The sequence below is a fragment of the Microbacterium sp. ZW T5_45 genome, from assembly GCF_044987415.1.
Taxonomy (GTDB): Bacteria; Actinomycetota; Actinomycetes; order Actinomycetales; family Microbacteriaceae; genus Microbacterium.
On record NZ_JBJDRJ010000015.1, the window covers coordinates 38,471 to 54,435 of the forward strand.

The following is a 15,965-nucleotide window of genomic DNA, read 5'->3' on the forward strand; positions in this document are numbered from 1 at the left end:
TCCGGTCGTCTTCGGCCCTCATCGCTCCCCCCGCGGTGAGGGCCACACAATTTTCTGGACGGTTCTCGAGCAGTGATGCTCTGTGACCGGGTATGACGCCTCATGCAACATTTTTGTTACGGGGTGACCCTCCCTCTTCCGCTCGGCGGCTCACCCACTAGCGTGGGTCTCGTCGGTGCATCCTGCGTCGGCTTCTTTTCCAGCAGAACAGGCAGTACATGAGCACCCAGGGCACGGTCAAGTGGTTCAACTCGGAGAAGGGCTTCGGCTTCATCTCCCCCGACGACGGCGGCGCTGACGTCTTCGCGCACTACTCCGCCATCCAGTCATCCGGCTACCGCTCGCTTGAGGAAAATCAGCGGGTCGAGTTCGATGTCGCGCAGGGCCCCAAGGGCCTGCAGGCAGAGAACATCCGTCCGGTCTAAGACGAGCGGACACTCACGGACTCCCTGACCGGGGGTCGCCTCGAGCGACGTCCGGCAGGGAGTTCTGTGCTTGCGGGGCCTTCGAGGGGCGCTTCGCGGCGGCGTCGCGGGCGTACGAGGGGCGGCGTCGTGGGCTCGCAGGTCGCGGCGTCGTGGGCTCACACGGATGCGCGGAGCTCTCACGCATGGGCGGAGTTCTCGCCCGTGGGCGGAGTTCTCACGCGTGGGCGGAGGATTCTCGCGAGGATCCCCGCCCGAGAGGGTGTTCTCCGCCCGGAGGGTGTCCGGAAAAGAGGTCAGCGCAGCAGAAGCGCCCGCAGTTCTTCTGCGCTCGCCGCGCGGAAGGCGGCCTCGTCGCCCTCGTGGTGATCGCTGAACCCCCACTCGACGAACACGACGGGAACACCGTTGGCGTTGCCTCCCTCGACGTCGTGATGCCGGTCACCGATGAGCACGGGGCGTGATGTGTCGGCACCGCGCTCGCGCAGCCGCTTCAGGGCCTCGGCGACGATGTCGGTCTTCGAGGCCAGCGTCGACTCATCCGGGGTGGATCCCACCGTCGTGAGGAAGTACGGGCGAAGGCCGAAGTGATCGACGATGGCGTCGACCTGCATCTCCGGCTTCGAGCTGGCGGTCGCCTGCGGCACCCCCGCCTCGTGCAGATCGCGGATGATGTCGGCGACTCCGGGGTAGAGCGCGACGTCGGTCGTGTAGCCGTCGGCCTTGCCGAGGCCCCGGTAGAAGCTCACCGCCTCGGCGGCCTGCTCCGGGGTCATGCCCGCCTGCGCCTGGAACGACTGGAACATGGGCGGCCCGATCCAGTGGACCAACTCCTCGCGGGTCGGCGCGGGGTGCCCGAAGTGCGTCAGCGCCACGTTCAGTCGGCGCAGGATGCCGACCGAGGCGTCGGCGATGGTGCCGTCGACGTCCCAGAGCACGCAGGAGTAGGGGGATTCAGCCATGCCTTCCAGCCTAGGTGCACCGCCCTGCACAGACGGACCGGCGGATGCTCTGATCCACAGATCCTGGTGCAACGCGGTCTGCGCCCGGTCCGACGTCCGGTACCGGGTCTACGGTCGTGACATCCGCAGACAGCGGGGCGAGAATGGAGGCATGTTCGTGTCGGTGGAAGTCATCACGATGATCGCGAGTGCGGCGACGATTCTCGTCGCGCTGGTCAGCGGTTTCGGATGGATGATCACGCGCATGGATACACGGTTCGCGGCTCAGGACGCGAAGTGGGACGCGCGGCTCGCGGCTCAGGATGCGAAGATGGACGCCCGCTTCGCGGAACAGGACGCGAAGATCGACGCCCGGTTTGCGGAGCAGGACGCGAGGTGGGATGCGAGATTCGCGCAACAGGACACCCGGTTCGATCGTCTCGAAACCCGCATCGACGATCTGACGCACGAGATGACCGAGGTGAAGATCGCGATCGCCCGGCTGGAGGGCCCGACTCCGCGACTCATCACCGCACGCTGAGGTCTTCGGGTGCGTCTCTGCACTCGGGATCAGAACAGGCGCGGATCAGAACAAGCCCGGATCAGAACAGGCGTGGGGCCCCCGACTCGATGCCCTTCATGTCGTCGTAGTCGAGCACCAGGCAGCGGATGCCGCGGTCCTCGGCGAGGACGCGCGCCTGCGGCTTGATCTCCTGCGCGGCGAAGATACCGGTGATCGGGGCGAGGTGCGGATCACGGCCGAGCAGCTCGAGGTATCTCGTCAACTGCTCCACACCGTCGATGTCACCACGACGCTTCACCTCGATCGCGATCGCCGCACCGTTCGCGTCGCGGACCATGAGGTCGACGGGACCGATCGCGGTCGGGTACTCGCGGCGCACGAGGGTCGTTCCCTCGCCGACGAGCTCGACCTGCTCGGCGAGAAGGCGCTGCAGATCGGCCTCGACACCGTCCTTCTGCAGGCCGGGGTCGACGCCGAGGTCGTGATTCGAGTCATGGATAATCTCGTAGATCTGCACGCGCAGCGCATCGCCGGTCTTCTTGTGCGTGACGCGCCACACCTCGATGACGCCGGCGCTCGCCTCCTCCTCGCCCGGCTCCTCGGAGGAGAGAGAGCACGGCGGGCTCATCCAGTTCAGCGGCTTGTAGCTGCCGCCGTCGGAGTGCACGAGCAGGCTCCCGTCGCCCTTGTGCACCAGAAGGCGCGTGGCGAGCGGGAGATGAGCATTGAGGCGCCCCGTGTAATCGACGGAGCAGCGGGCGATGACGAGACGCACCCGACGAGCCTACTTCGTCCCGGCACCCCCGGGAGCGCCGCGTGAGGTCATCCGACCATCGTGCCGAGCGCTTCGAACAGTCCGAGCTCGGTCGCCGCCGACCGGGCGATGAGGAAGCCCAGGATGCCGATGATCCAGGCAGTGTTCTCCGCTCCCGTGCGTTCCATCCATGCCGCGAACCGCGCGAGCGGTCTTTCCACCGCCCGTGCGGCGACGATCCGCAGCACGAGCAGCACCATCGCGGGCACGATCATCAGGAGGCAGTATCCGGCGAGGGCCGCGACACGGATCGGCGCCCCGACACCGGCATCCGCGAGCATCGTCATCGCGACGATGTACGGGAGCATGGTCGCGACCTCGACCAGTCCCGCCGCGATCGCGACCGCCATGACCGCCGTCCCGCGGGTCTTCGGGTCGAGCAGCCGCGCACGCCAGCGGGTGATGCGTCCGGGACGCGCGACTGACGCAGCGCCGACCCCTGGCGCAGCATCCGCACCCGTAACGACCCCGGCTCCGTCCCTTTCCCCGGCACCCGCACCCGCACCGGCCACTGCCGAAGGCGGAGAGAGCGTCACTCCCTCCGGGATCGGACGCCGCACCCCGCCCGCCGGTGCGGGGACGACGGTGTCCTTCGTGGATCCGCCGCCGGGGATCACGAACGCCGTGATCAGCAGCGCCGCGCCGACCACGAGCCGCACGACCAGTCCCACGGGGGACGCGAGGAAGTCGGCGGCGACGTCGACCACGTTCACCAGGCCCCAGAGGAAGAGCAGACCGATCACGAGGTAGAAGGTCGCGATCGTCGCGAGGTACAGCAGGACCCGACCGCCGCGCACCTTGCCGGGACTCAGCAGCAGGAACACCGGGATGAGCAGCGTTCCGACGCTGAGGCCGTCGAGAAGCGCCAGCACGGCGAGGGACAGAGGGAGCGGGAGTCCACCGAAGAGTTCCATGACCTCAGCGTGCGGTCGCCGTGCCGGGTGCGGATCGGGCGAAGGTCGCGGGCCGCGGCATCCGTCCCTCATCCTTTGGTCGGATGCGCGAGAGCCGGGGGAGTGGTTGCATGAAGCCATGACGCAGGGCAGGGGCGAGCGCCGACCGCAGATCGATGCGCTGCTGATCGCACTGCTCAGCGTCGTGGCCGCGTTCCTCGGATTCAGCGGGATCTGGAACCTGTTCTCCCTGATCCCCGGAGAGATCTCGCCATGGTGGACCCTCGCGACCGCCCTGCCGGCGAGCCTGCTCGTGCTCACCAAGCGCCGCGCTCCGGTGCTGTCGCTGATCGGCGCGACCGTGATCTTCGCGATCGATCTCGTCACGATGGGCGGCCTCGGACCGCTCGTCGTGCTCCTCGACGTGCTGTGGACGGCCGCCTTCCTCGCATCCGCGCGAACCCGGCGGCGGATCCTCGTCGCGGTGGTGGTGAGTGTGGTCGTGCTCTTCGTCCTCGCCCTCGTGCGCCCCGGGTCGTCACCGCCGGTGGCGTTGCTCGTCGCGGTGCAGTTCGGCGCCTTCGTCGGTACCGACTACTGGTGGGCGGTCGCGGTGTCGCAGGCGCATCAGCTCGCCGAGCTGCAGCGGCAACGCGCCGACGACGCGGCCGCCGCCGCGGCCCGGGACCGGGCGGAGGCCGTGCAGCGCGAACGCGAGGACATGGCCAGGGAGCTGCACGACGTGGTCGCGGGGCACGTCCTCGCCATGGCGATCCGGGCCGAGGCCGCGCTGTCGTCTCCTCCCGACGAGACCCGTGACCGCGAGGCGCTGCAGGCCGTGCGCGATGCCGGTCTCGATGCGCACAGTGCGCTGCGCACCATGATCTCGGTGCTGCGCCGCGGCGAGGGAGAACTGGCGCCGACTCCGAGCCTGCAAGACCTCGACGGGGTGATCGATGACGCCCGCCGCGGCGGACTCGAGGTGACGGTCGTGGCGGACGACCCGGGCGAGATCGCGGAGACGACCGCACAGGCGCTCGTGCGCATCGTCCGCGAAGCACTGGCGAACGCGCTGCGCCATGCGGCCGGCGCCGAGGTCGACGTGGCCGTGGCGAGGCGCGGCGACGACGTCCTGGTGCGGGTCGACTCCCGTGGCGGAGCATCCGCTCCCGGCGCCGACGGCGAGGGCGGATGGGGACTCAGCATGCTGGAGGAGCGCGTCGACGCCCTCGGCGGGCGTTTCGACGCCGGCCCGCATGGCGCAGGATGGCGAGTCGAGGCGATGCTGCCGGTGAGGCCGACGTGACCTCGCCCACGGTGCTGCTCGCCGATGACCACGGCGCGATCCGCGCGGGACTGCGGATCATGCTCGAAGCGCACGGCATCCGCGTGGTCGGTGAGGCGGCAGACGGCGAGGTCGCCGTGCGCAACGCGTCCGCGCTGCGGCCGGACGTGGTGCTGATGGACCTGAGGATGCCGGGGCGCGACGGGGTCTCGGCGACGAGGGAGATCGTCGAGCGCGGTCTCGGCGACGTCCTCGTGCTCACGAGCTTCGACGAGGACGAGCTCGTCTTCGGGGCGATCGCCGCGGGCGCCGTCGGATTCCTGCTCAAGACCGCGGATGCCGAGACACTGGTGTCCGCGATCCGCGCAGTCGCCGACGGCGAGGGCGCGCTCGACACCCGGGTCACGAGACGCGCGCTCGCCGCAGCCGCCGCGGCGTCCCGACCTCGCGAGGACGACCCGGCACCGCGGCCCGATCTCACCGCCCGCGAGCAGGAGGTGCTCGACGGCATCCTGCAGGGCTGGTCGAACGCCGAGCTCGCCCGGCGCCTCGAGATCAGCGTTCCCACCGTCAAGACGCATGTCTCGAACGTGCTCGCCAAGCTCGGTGCCCGCAGCCGTTCGCACGCCGCGGCGCTCGTACGCGGCGAGATCGGCTGACGTCGCGGTCAGCCCTTCGCGACGGGGGTCATCTCGTCCTCGCGCAGCGGTCGGGCCGCCGCCGAGAACAGACCGGAGAGCGCCGCCAGCACCACGAGGATGTAGAGCGTGTTCAGCAGGCCGATGTGCTCGCTGATGAAGCCGAGCACGGGCGGGCCGCCGAGGAAGGCGATGTAGCCGATGGTCGCGGCGGCGCTCACGCGCGCGGCGGCCTTGGCGGGGTCATCGGCGGCCGCGGACATCCCCAGCGGGAAGCCGAGCGATGCGCCGATGCCCCAGAGCGCCGCAGCGACGAAGACCAGGGGGGTGTTGGGGGCGAGGATGAACAGCAGGATGCCGCCCGCCGCAGTGATCGCGAGGACCCGCAGTACGACGACGCGGCCGAAGCGGTCGACGAGCGGTCCGCCGAAGAGGCGCACGATCGTCATCGCCACCGAGAACGTGGCGAGGGCCGCCGCGCCGGCCGCCGGGCCGGCGCCATGGTCTTCGGAGACGCCGAGCGCGAGCCAGTCGTTCGCGCCGCCCTCGGCGAACGACATCCCCAGCATCACGATGCCGAGCATGTAGGTGCGCGGTTCGCGCCAGGCCTCCAGTGCGACGTGCATGCGCTCGCGCCAGTGCGGCTTCTCGGCGGGTTCCGGATCGAGTGCGGCCTGCCGGTTCGGCACGTTCACGAAGCACACGACCGCGAGCACCGCGGCGACGGCGGCGATCGTGAACATGTGTGTCGAGACGTCGACGCCGAGATGCACCACGGCCGCTCCGATACCCGCGCCGATCACGGTTCCGAAGCTGAAGAACGCGTGGAACACGGGCAGGATCGTCTTGCCCATCTGCTGCTCGACGGCCGTGGCCTCGACATTCATCATGACGTCGAGGCAGCCGTTGCCGAGGCCGAACAGCGCGAGGCCGATGATCACGAGCGGCACCGAGCCGAGCACGTTCGTTCCGAGACCGATCAGCAGGATGCCGACAGAGAACATCAGCATCGTGGCCAGCATCCCCACCTTCGCACCTGTGCGGGCCATGATCGCCGGGCTCGTCGAGATGCCGACGATCGAGGCGATGCCCATCGCGAGCAGAAGCAGCCCGGTCTGGGCGTTGTCGATGCCGAGGCTGAGCTTGATATCGGGCACGCGCGATGCCCAGGTCGCGATCGAGAGGCCGCTCGCGAGGAAGATCGCGAAGATCGCGGCGCGCCAGCGCACGAACTGGGAACGGGTGAGGGCGGTGTCCATGCGACGAAGCTTATCGAATCGATTCGACAAACGGAAAGCCCGGGGAGCTATCCTCGGAGTATGAGCACCCGGGAGAGCCATCGTCGCGCGACCATCGCAGACGTCGCGAGAGCGGCGGGAGTTGCCACGTCGACGGCATCCGTCGTCTTCAGCGGCAAGGCGAAGGTCTCAGAGGCGACGCGCGCTCGGGTGCTCGCCGCCGCGGAATCCCTCGGCTACGCCGGTCCCGATCCCCGCGCGGCCTCGCTGCGTCGCGGTCGCAGCGGCATCGTCGCGGTGGTCCTCGAGGGGCATCTGCGCGCCGCCTTCCTCGATCCGGTGACCACCGCCATGATGGACGGTCTCACCGACGGCCTCGGCGAGTCGAGCACCGGCATCCTGCTGCTGCGCGACGAGCCGGGGCAGAGCGAGGGCACGGCTCTGGCCAACGCCCCGGTCGACGCGTTCGTGCTGATCGGATGCTCCGGGCGCATGCGCTCCTCGCTCGATGTCGTACGCGGGCGAGGTCTGCCCGTTGTCGTGATCGAGGGCGATGCGGGTGAGGGCGTGCCACAGGTGCGGCTCGACAACGCCGCCGCCGCGGCGGATGTCGCGCGCTACGTCCGCGGCCTCGGGCACACCGATGTCGCCCTCGTGACCCTGTCGCTCGACGCCCAGCGTGAACGGCTGCCGGTGACCCCCGAGCGCATCGAACGGGCGACCGTCGACGTCACGCTCGACCGTCTCGCGGGCATGCGCTCGGTGTTCCCCGATGCGCCCGCGATCTCGGCATCCGGCAGCCTGATCGACGAGGGACTCATCGTCGGGAGGATGCTGCTCGCCGACGCCGAGACCCGTCCGACCGCCGTGCTCGCGCAGAGCGACCTCCTGGCGGTGGGAGTCATCAAGGCGGCCGAGGAGCTGGGGCTGCGGGTGCCCGAGGATCTCTCCGTCGCCGGATTCGACGGCATCGCGGTCGATGGACTCGGCGGACCGGTGCTGACCACGAGCGTGCAGCCCGCAGTCGAGAAGGGGCGTGCCGCGGGAGAGCAGGTCGCACGGATGCTGCGTGGCGAGCCCGGCGAGACCCTCCAGCTCACCTGTCGATTCCGCCCCGGGACGACCACGGCCGCTCCGTCGCGCTGAGCCGACGATGTCGGCCGCGTCTCCCGAGGTGTGGTGCGGGCCGGGGTCAGCTGTGCGCTGGTCCGATCGGCAATGGGCTGCTCGCGAAATCGAGGATCCGGTACCGCCCGCAGTCGACGACCGCATCCGGATCAGCGCCGACCGGCAGCTCCCAGGGAGTGCTCTGCGCGTCCTCGACGAGGAATGACACCTCGCCGACGTCGAGATCGGTGCGGTTCACGAGCCAGGCGTACCCGTCGAGCCGGTGGTCGACCTGCACGAGCTGCGCGGGGTTGTCGAGATGTGCCTTCGGCAGCCGCACGGTCCAGAACTGTCCCGCGCCGGTCCGGCCGGAGGTCTCGACCCAGTCCGTCACGCAGGAGAGATCATCGTCGGGCGCCTGGGCCGATGCGGAGAGACGAGGAATGCTGAAGCCGCCGACCAAGAGGAGCAGCACCCCGGCCGCCGCCGTCGCTCGGGTGAGGGGACGTGACGGTCGCTGTGCTCGCGGGGCGGCCACCAGGGCGAGGAGCGGTGCGAACACCACCGGTTGCAGGTAGCGCGCGGCGTGGGTGCCGAGCGCGATGGCACCGATCACGACGAGCAGCGGGAGAAGCCAACCTGCTGCAGCGAGCAGGCGCTCCCCGGGGCTGGTCGCTCGCAGCGTTCGAACGACGGCCCACGCGATGAGACCGATCACGATCACAGACCCCAGCGCGCCGAGGGGCGTCGAGACCCGGTCGAGCAGAAGCTCGCCGTAGTATCCGATCGACTCCCTCCACAGCTCCGGCTGCGCGTAGCCGACGCCCGTGTTCGCGATCCATGCCGAGAACGGAATGCGACCGATCAGCCCGACGACTGTGCCGCCGATGAGTGCGAAGAGCATCGCGAGCGTAGGGGCCGCTCGTCGCTCGCGCAGCATCCGGAACGCGAGGAAGGCGCTCATCGGTACCACCGCCCAGACCGGGAACAGCGGGTTCGACAGCGTCGCCAGCGCGGAGACGCATGCGGCGAAGACGAGCGTCACGCGCCCGGCACCATCGAACGAGCGTCGCAGCAGGCCGATCACGAGCACGACTGCGACGACGGTGGCGGAGTAGTACGTGGTCGTCAGCTGCAGGGAGGCGAGATCGAGGGCGTCCCTCGACGGTGAGGTCTCGGTCATGCCGATGACACCGAAGGCCACCAGCGCGATCAGCGACCACATGACGGGTGCCGAGCCATCCCGGCGCCGACCGGCTGCCAGACGCAGGGCGCCGTAGAGGGCGAGGAGGTTCACGACCGCGTTGATCGCGAGCAGCGAGTTCAGGTCCGCGGGCAGGGCGGCGTCGAGCGCGCCGAACACGGCCGTCTCCGGCAGGAAGAGCACACTCGACATCGCCCAGTCGAGAGGAGCTCCCGACAGTACGGAACGGGCCAGCATCGCGACCACGAGGGAGTCGCCGTCGCGGTACACGAGGCCGGACCTGGCAGACGAGGCCACCTGCGCCGCGACCGACACGGAGACCGCGAGAGCGGCTGTCCATCCCACGATCTCGAGGGCCAGTGCACGGCGCATGCGACAACTCTCGCACGCCTCCCAGGTGTCACCCAGGTAAACTGGTCTCACACCGCCCGCCAGAGCCGCAAGGCCGACGAGCCCGAGGGGAGCCTCGCTCATTCTGATCCTCCTCGCTGTGTTCCTGCTCGGATCGCTTCTCATGCCGATCCTCGTGCGCTGGTTCCGCGCCCGTGCCTTCCTCATCGCGGCACTCATTCCCGCCGCGGCATTCGTACACGCGCTGGTGCAGACGCCGCAGGTGATCGGCGAGGGCGAGGTGCCGTTCAAGTCGATCGAGTGGATCCCGCAGCTGGGGTTGAACCTCTCGATGCACATGGACGTGCTGGGCTGGGTGCTCACGCTCATCGTCACCGGCGTCGGCGCCCTCGTGCTGTTCTACTGCCGCTGGTACTTCCACGATGACTCGGCCGGCATCGGCCAGTTCTCGGGTGTCCTGCTCGCCTTCGCCGGGGCGATGTACGGCCTGGTCCTCACCGACGACCTGGTGATGCTCGTGATGTTCTGGGAGGTGACGAGCATCCTCTCGTACCTCCTGATCGGCCACTATCGGCGGCGCGCGGTCAGCCGACGTGCCGCTCTGCAGGCGCTGCTCGTGACGACGCTCGGCGGCCTGGTCATGTTCATCGGCGTGGTCCTGCTCGTCGTCGACACCGGCACCACCAGCATCCGCGCCATGCTCGAGATCGCCCCCACGGGGCCGATCATCGACGCGGCGATCGTCATGCTCCTGATCGGCGCGATCAGCAAGTCCGCGCTGTTCCCGTTCCACTTCTGGCTTCCCGGTGCCATGGCCGCGCCGACCCCGGTGAGCGCGTACCTGCACGCGGCCGCCATGGTGAAGGCCGGCATCTACCTGATCGCGCGCTTCGCGCCGGTCTTCGCGTTCAGCGAGCCCTGGCGGCTGATCGTCATCAGCCTCGGCGTCTTCACGATGCTGCTGGGCGGCCTCCAGGCGCTGCGCGAGACCGACCTCAAACGCATCCTCGCGTTCGGCACGGTCAGCCAGCTCGGCTTCTTCGCGGTGGTGACCGGCTATGGCACGCAGGCGACGGCGCTCGCCGGCCTCGCGCTCGTGATCGGTCATGCGCTCTTCAAGTCGGCGCTGTTCCTCATCGTCGGCATCATCGACCGCCAGCTGTCGACGCGTGACATCACCGAGCTCTCGGGCGTGGGGCGGCAGGCACCGATCCTCGCGACGACGGCCTTCATCTCGGTGGCATCGATGGCGGGCATCGCGCCGACCATCGGCTTCGTGGCGAAGGAGTCGACGCTCACCGCGCTCCTCGACGACGCGCAGGGCGGATCGCTGTGGGGACTCATCGCCTTGATCGGCATCGTGCTCGGGTCTATGCTCACCGCGGCATACGGCACCCGCTTCGTCTGGGGTGCCTTCTTCCGCAAGCGCGACGAGCAGGGCGAGCGGATGCCGGACACGGCATGGCCCGACCCGCCGGTCGGCTTCCTCGCGGCTCCGATCGTTCTCGCCGGTGTCACGATCGCCGCCGGCATCGGCGCCCCGGCGATCGACGTCGCCCTGCACGGCTACGCGATCACCGCGACCCCCGGTCTCGACCACGCAGGAGAGCCCGTCGAAGGTCCGGGCCACCTCGCCCTGTGGCACGGATTCGAGCCCGCTCTCGGCATCTCGATCCTGTCGATCGTCCTGGGCATCGCCTTCTTCCTGCTCACGCGCCGCACTCAATGGGATCGCAAGGCGAGGCTCCTGCGCTTCTCCGCCGCCGACGCGTACTACTTCGTGATGCGCGGCGTCGACCGTCTCTCGGTGCTCAGCACGACGCTCACTCAGCGCGGATCGCTGCCGGTCTATGTCGGCACGATCTTCATCGTCTTCGTCGCCGCCGAGATCACCGCGCTGCTCGCCACCGATATCGACCGCTTCGAACTGTCGGCCTGGCACACGCCGGCGCAGATCGTCGCCGCGCCGCTCATGGCGATCGCCGGAGTGCTCGCGGTGCGGGCGCAGAAGAGATACACGGGCGTCGTGCTCGTCTCGGTCACCGGGCTCGGCATGGTCGCACTCTTCGCGACGAGCGGTGCCCCGGACCTCGCGCTCACCCAGGTGCTCGTCGAGACCGTCACGATGGTCACCTTCGCGCTCGTGCTGCGACGGCTGCCAGCCCGAATGGGCGAGCACAACGAGTCGGTCGGCCGCATCCCGCGCGCCCTGCTCGGCATCGGCGTCGGACTCACGATGGCGCTGGTGGCGATCGTCGCGACGCAGTCCCGCGTCGCCGATCCGATCTCCGCGGCGTTCCCGAAGCTCGCCTATGAGATCGGGCACGGCAAGAACGTCGTCAACGTCGCGCTGGTCGACCTGCGTGGCTGGGACACGATGGGAGAGCTGTCCGTGCTCGTGCTGGCCGCCACCGGAGTGGCCTCGCTCGTCTTCGTGACGCACCGCGCCGACCTGCTCGCCGCGACCAAGACCCTGCCGAAGGCGATGCGCCGAGCCACGCGCAGCCGGCCGCTCGTGGAGACCACCGACGGTATCCGCTTCCAGACCTCCGAGAACGAGAGCAGCCCGCGGGCCTGGCTCGTCGGCGGGCCGAAGATGAAGCCCGAGAACCGGTCGATCCTGCTCGAGGTGATCGTCCGGGTGCTGTTCCACACGATCATCGTGGTGTCGATCTTCCTGCTGTTCTCGGGGCACAACCTGCCAGGCGGGGGCTTCGCCGGCGGACTGGTCGCCGGCATGGCGCTGGTGATGCGCTACATCGCCGGCGGGCGCTGGGAACTCGGCGCGGCCGCTCCGACGGATGCCGGTCGCCTGCTGGGCGCGGGGCTCATCCTCGCCGTCGGCACGGCCGTCGTGCCGCTGTTCTTCGGCGCCGACCCGCTCACCAGCACGTTCTGGGAGTGGGAGCTGCCCGGTCTCGGTCATATGGAGTTCGTCACGTCGACCATCTTCGACATCGGCGTCTACCTCGTCGTGATCGGCCTCGTGCTCGACGTTCTGCGCAGCCTGGGCGCCGAGGTCGACCGCCAGGCCGCAGCCCTTCGACAGGCTCAGGGACCCACCTCACGAGGCGGGGTGAACGTCTGATGGATGTCTCGCTCACCCTCATCATCGTGATGGCCGTGCTCTTCGCCTGCGGCGTCTACGCCATGCTCGAGCGCAGCCTCACCCGCGTGCTCATCGGCTTCCTCCTGCTGGGGAACGCGACGAACCTCCTGTTGCTGATCGTCATGGGCGTCCCCGGCAACGCACCGTTCTACGGCGCAGAAGACGGGATGTCCGACCCGCTGCCGCAGGCTCTCACCCTCACCGCCATCGTCATCACCTTCGCGGTCTCGGCGTTCCTGCTCGCCCTCATCTACCGCTCGTGGCAGCTCGGTCAGGCCGACACGGTCGAGGACGACGAGACCGACATCGCGCTGCGCGAGCGGACGGATGCCGACGAGGACGTCATGGACGACGAGGACGACGTCGAGGACGACGACGCCACCACCGACTTCGTCGGCGTGCAGACGGCACCGATCACCGTGCTGCACATGCGCGATCACGCGTCGATCGACGATGCCGCCCCGATGGACCGTCCGATCGCGCCGGTCGAACCGGAACCGTCATCGACCGACGTCGATCCCCAGGAACAGACCCACGACCCGAGAGAGGAGGACCGCCCGTGAACGTGCTCGTCCCCCTTCTCGTCGCCCTGCCGCTGCTCGGCGCAGCGCTGGCACTGATCGTCGGCCGCAACGCCCGTGCGCAGGCGGTCGTCACGGTCGTCACCCTGGTCGCGGTCTCGGTGATCGCGGCGGTCCTGCTCGTCGCCGTCGACGGCGGCAGCCCGCTCGCGGTCTCGGTGGGTGGGTGGCCTGTCCCGTTCGGCATCGTGCTCTACGTCGACCGGCTCGCAGCCCTCCTCGTCCTGGTGTCGAGCATCGTGCTGCTCGCGGTCCTGCTCTTCTCGATCGGTCAGGGCGTGGCGGACGGCGCCGAAGAGACGCCGATCTCGATCTTCAACCCCTCGTACCTGATCCTCGCGGCGGGCATCTTCAACGCCTTCATCGCCGGCGACCTGTTCAACCTCTACGTCGGTTTCGAGATCCTGCTCGTGGCGTCGTATGTGCTCATCACGCTCGGCAGCACCGAGTCGCGCATCCGCACCGGAGCCGTCTACATCGTCGTCTCGCTCGTGTCGTCGATCCTGTTCCTCGCCTCGATCGCGATGATCTACGGCGCACTCGGCACCGTGAACATGGCGCAGATCGCCGAGCGCATGGGCGAACTGCCGCAGGACACGCAGCTCGTGCTGCACCTCATGCTCGTCGTCGCGTTCGGCATCAAGGCCGCGATCTTCCCCGTGTCCTTCTGGCTGCCCGACTCGTATCCGACCGCGCCCGCCCCGGTCACGGCGGTCTTCGCCGGACTCCTCACCAAGGTCGGCGTCTACGCCCTGATCCGCACCGAGACGCAGCTGTTCGCCGACAACAGCATCGACACGCTGCTGCTGATCATCTCGCTCGCGACCATGATCGTCGGTGTGCTCGGCGCGGTCGCGCAGGCCGAGCTCAAACGCATCCTGTCGTTCACGCTCGTCAGCCACGTCGGCTACATGATCTTCGGTCTCGCGATCGCGACCCCTGCCGCCATCGGCGCGACGGTGTACTACATCGTCCACCACATCATCGTGCAGACGACCCTGTTCCTCGCGGTCGGCCTCGTCGAGCGTCGAGCCGGCAGCACCTCGATCCTGAGGGTGAAGGGCCTGCTGAAGGTGGCCCCGCTCATCGCAGTGCTGTACTTCATCCCCGCGATCAACCTCGGCGGTCTGCCGCCGTTCTCGGGGTTCATCGGCAAGTTCGCGCTGTTCGAGGCCGCGGCATCCGTCGGCACCCCGCTCATGATCGTGCTGATCGTCGGCGGGATCGTCACGTCGCTGCTCACGCTCTACGCCCTGATGCGCGCGTGGAACCTCGCGTTCTGGCGCGAGGAGGAGGACTCCACCGAGACCGAAGGACGCATCTCGCACCTCGGCAACGCCCCGGCGGCCGACGAGCAGCAGGAGAGTCGTCGCATCCCCGCGATCATGACCGTCGCGACCACCGGAATGGTCGCCGTCACGGTGGCGCTGACGGTGTTCGCCGGCCCGCTCTACGCGCTCTGCGACCGTATCGGCGAGGCGCTTCTCGAGCCCGTCAGTCTCGTGCAGCTGGAAGACGAGGTGGGCGGATGAGCGCGGAAGCCGGGCGCCACTTCTGGCGCGACGTCAGAGTGCAGCTGCCGTTCCTCGCGTGGCTGGTCGTGCTGTGGATGCTGCTGTGGGCGCAGTTCACGCTGCTCTCGTTCGTCACCGGCCTGGTCGTGGCGATCTTCGTCACGCGTGTGTTCCGGCTGCCGACCGTGGAGCTGTCCGGACGGGTGAACCTCTGGTATGCGGCGATCCTCGCGGTGCGGTTCCTGTTCGCGGTGGTGCTCGGTGCGCTCGCCGTCGCGCGGCAGGTGCTCGATTTCCGGCGGCAGCCGGGTACGGCGATCATCGCGGTCCCGCTGCGCTACTCGGACGACCTGATGATGACGCACGTCGCCGTCGCGTCGTCGCTGATCCCCGGGTCGCTCGTGGTGGAGGCCGACCGCGATCGGCGCATCCTGTATCTGCATGTGATCGGCGTGCGCACGCTCGCCGACGTCGAGAAGCAGCGCGAGGGCGTGCTGCGCTGGGAGGAGCGCATCGTGCGTGCACTGGGCGACCCGGCGCAGTACCGTGCTCTTCGCGAGGCCGAGCGGCTGAGGAGGACCCGATGAGCATCCTGATGGGCGTGATCCTCGTCGTGTTCGGCGTCGCTGCGCTGCTCACGGTGATCCGCATCGTCCGGGGACCGTCGATCCTCGACCGCGCCGTCGCATCGGACGTGCTGCTCACCGAGGTGATGTGCGTGCTCGGCGCCGAGATGGCGATCAACGGGCACACGCGCAGCATTCCGGTGCTGCTCATCATCGCGGCGATCGGAGTCTTCGGGTCGATCGCCGTCGCCCGGTTCGTCGCGAGAAGGGACAACACGACGCCATGAACGTGTTCGGACTCGTGATCTCCGACGCCGTGATCGACATCGCGGTGCTCGTGCTCATCCTGTGCGGAGCGCTGCTGTGCCTGTTCGCGGCGATCGGGCTGCTGCGGTTCCGCGACGTGCCGTCGCGGCTGCACGCGGCCACCAAGCCGCAGGTGCTCGGACTCGTGCTCATCTGCATCGCCGTCGCCCTCTCGCAGCGCTCCGTCGGCGGCATCCTGCTGGGCTTCGCGCTCGTCGCGCCGATCGTGCTGATGCAGTTCGCGACGGCGCCGCTCTCTGCGCACATGGTCGGACGTCAGGCGTACCGCAACGGCACCACCGATCAGCGCAGTCTCGTCGTCGACGAGCTCGCCGATTCGAAGCAGACCCCGCCCGGGGCCGGATAGTCCATCCGGCCCCGGGCGGTGATGGATCAAAACCACATCTCGCAGCTCGGTCTCGGCTGCACTTTTGATCTCTCACCCGTTCGCACGGGCGGAAGGCCGGGTG

Annotated in this window: 16 protein-coding genes; 11 read left to right on the plus strand and 5 right to left on the minus strand. The window is 69.0% G+C overall.

The features are described from left to right. Positions 1-218: 218 nt before the first annotated feature. Positions 219-425: a cold-shock protein gene (locus ACI3KS_RS09910; protein ID WP_017203899.1), complete on the plus strand. Its 207-nt coding sequence runs from the start codon at positions 219-221 to the stop codon at positions 423-425. Between the two features lie 296 nt (positions 426-721). Here ACI3KS_RS09910 and ACI3KS_RS09915 read toward each other — a convergent pair whose 3' ends face one another. After that, on the minus strand, positions 722-1,387 hold the full coding sequence (locus ACI3KS_RS09915) for an HAD hydrolase-like protein (RefSeq protein ID WP_404917744.1): 666 nt from the start codon (positions 1,385-1,387) through the stop codon (positions 722-724). 151 nt (positions 1,388-1,538) lie between these two features. On the opposite strand from ACI3KS_RS09915, the gene ACI3KS_RS09920 reads away from it, so the two are divergent. Beyond that, positions 1,539-1,907, plus strand: coding sequence for a response regulator (locus tag ACI3KS_RS09920; RefSeq protein WP_404917746.1), 369 nt, complete (start codon positions 1,539-1,541; stop codon positions 1,905-1,907). Positions 1,908-1,968: 61 nt separating this feature from the next. On the opposite strand, the gene nucS is transcribed toward ACI3KS_RS09920, so the two are convergent. Next, positions 1,969-2,664, minus strand: a complete 696-nt coding sequence (gene nucS / locus ACI3KS_RS09925; RefSeq protein WP_404917748.1) for an endonuclease NucS — start codon at positions 2,662-2,664, stop codon at positions 1,969-1,971. Between the two features lie 47 nt (positions 2,665-2,711). After that, positions 2,712-3,617 (minus strand): GAP family protein, encoded by a 906-nt coding sequence (locus ACI3KS_RS09930; RefSeq protein WP_404917750.1) that lies wholly within the window; start codon positions 3,615-3,617, stop codon positions 2,712-2,714. Positions 3,618-3,735: 118 nt separating this feature from the next. On the opposite strand from ACI3KS_RS09930, the gene ACI3KS_RS09935 reads away from it, so the two are divergent. Both ACI3KS_RS09935 and ACI3KS_RS09940 read left to right on the plus strand, forming a co-directional pair. Next, the gene (locus ACI3KS_RS09935; RefSeq protein ID WP_404917752.1) at positions 3,736-4,902 is read left to right on the plus strand and encodes a sensor histidine kinase; all 1,167 of its coding nucleotides are present in this window, start codon (positions 3,736-3,738) and stop codon (positions 4,900-4,902) included. Continuing rightward, entirely contained in the window at positions 4,863-5,540 is a 678-nt protein-coding gene (locus ACI3KS_RS09940) for a response regulator (RefSeq protein ID WP_404917754.1), read from the plus strand. Before ACI3KS_RS09935 ends, ACI3KS_RS09940 begins: the two co-directional genes overlap by 40 nt. Before the next feature lie 8 nt (positions 5,541-5,548). Here ACI3KS_RS09940 and ACI3KS_RS09945 read toward each other — a convergent pair whose 3' ends face one another. Then, positions 5,549-6,778: an MFS transporter gene (locus ACI3KS_RS09945; protein WP_404917756.1), complete on the minus strand. Its 1,230-nt coding sequence runs from the start codon at positions 6,776-6,778 to the stop codon at positions 5,549-5,551. A 60-nt stretch (positions 6,779-6,838) separates the two neighbouring features. Between ACI3KS_RS09945 and ACI3KS_RS09950 the strand changes: the two genes are divergently transcribed. After that, positions 6,839-7,903, plus strand: coding sequence for a LacI family DNA-binding transcriptional regulator (locus tag ACI3KS_RS09950; protein WP_404917758.1), 1,065 nt, complete (start codon positions 6,839-6,841; stop codon positions 7,901-7,903). Between the two features lie 46 nt (positions 7,904-7,949). On the opposite strand, the gene ACI3KS_RS09955 is transcribed toward ACI3KS_RS09950, so the two are convergent. Beyond that, entirely contained in the window at positions 7,950-9,440 is a 1,491-nt protein-coding gene (locus ACI3KS_RS09955; RefSeq protein WP_404917760.1) for a hypothetical protein, read from the minus strand. 100 nt (positions 9,441-9,540) lie between these two features. On the opposite strand from ACI3KS_RS09955, the gene ACI3KS_RS09960 reads away from it, so the two are divergent. Genes ACI3KS_RS09960 through mnhG form a run of 6 tightly spaced genes read left to right on the plus strand, consistent with a single transcriptional unit; the run spans position 9,541 to position 15,862 of the window. Further along, positions 9,541-12,507 (plus strand): Na+/H+ antiporter subunit A, encoded by a 2,967-nt coding sequence (locus ACI3KS_RS09960; RefSeq protein ID WP_404917820.1) that lies wholly within the window; start codon positions 9,541-9,543, stop codon positions 12,505-12,507. Beyond that, a complete protein-coding gene (locus ACI3KS_RS09965) occupies positions 12,507-13,091 on the plus strand; it encodes a Na(+)/H(+) antiporter subunit C (protein ID WP_404917762.1) in 585 nt (194 codons plus the stop codon). The genes ACI3KS_RS09960 and ACI3KS_RS09965 overlap by 1 nt, the downstream gene beginning before the upstream one ends. Beyond that, the gene (locus ACI3KS_RS09970; protein WP_404917764.1) at positions 13,088-14,641 is read left to right on the plus strand and encodes a Na+/H+ antiporter subunit D; all 1,554 of its coding nucleotides are present in this window, start codon (positions 13,088-13,090) and stop codon (positions 14,639-14,641) included. The genes ACI3KS_RS09965 and ACI3KS_RS09970 overlap by 4 nt, the downstream gene beginning before the upstream one ends. After that, a complete protein-coding gene (locus ACI3KS_RS09975; RefSeq protein ID WP_404917766.1) occupies positions 14,638-15,210 on the plus strand; it encodes a Na+/H+ antiporter subunit E in 573 nt (190 codons plus the stop codon). Before ACI3KS_RS09970 ends, ACI3KS_RS09975 begins: the two co-directional genes overlap by 4 nt. Next, positions 15,207-15,476, plus strand: a complete 270-nt coding sequence (locus ACI3KS_RS09980) for a monovalent cation/H+ antiporter complex subunit F (protein WP_404917768.1) — start codon at positions 15,207-15,209, stop codon at positions 15,474-15,476. Before ACI3KS_RS09975 ends, ACI3KS_RS09980 begins: the two co-directional genes overlap by 4 nt. Further along, positions 15,473-15,862, plus strand: a complete 390-nt coding sequence (gene mnhG, locus ACI3KS_RS09985) for a monovalent cation/H(+) antiporter subunit G (protein ID WP_404917770.1) — start codon at positions 15,473-15,475, stop codon at positions 15,860-15,862. The genes ACI3KS_RS09980 and mnhG overlap by 4 nt, the downstream gene beginning before the upstream one ends. Positions 15,863-15,965: the final 103 nt, after the last annotated feature.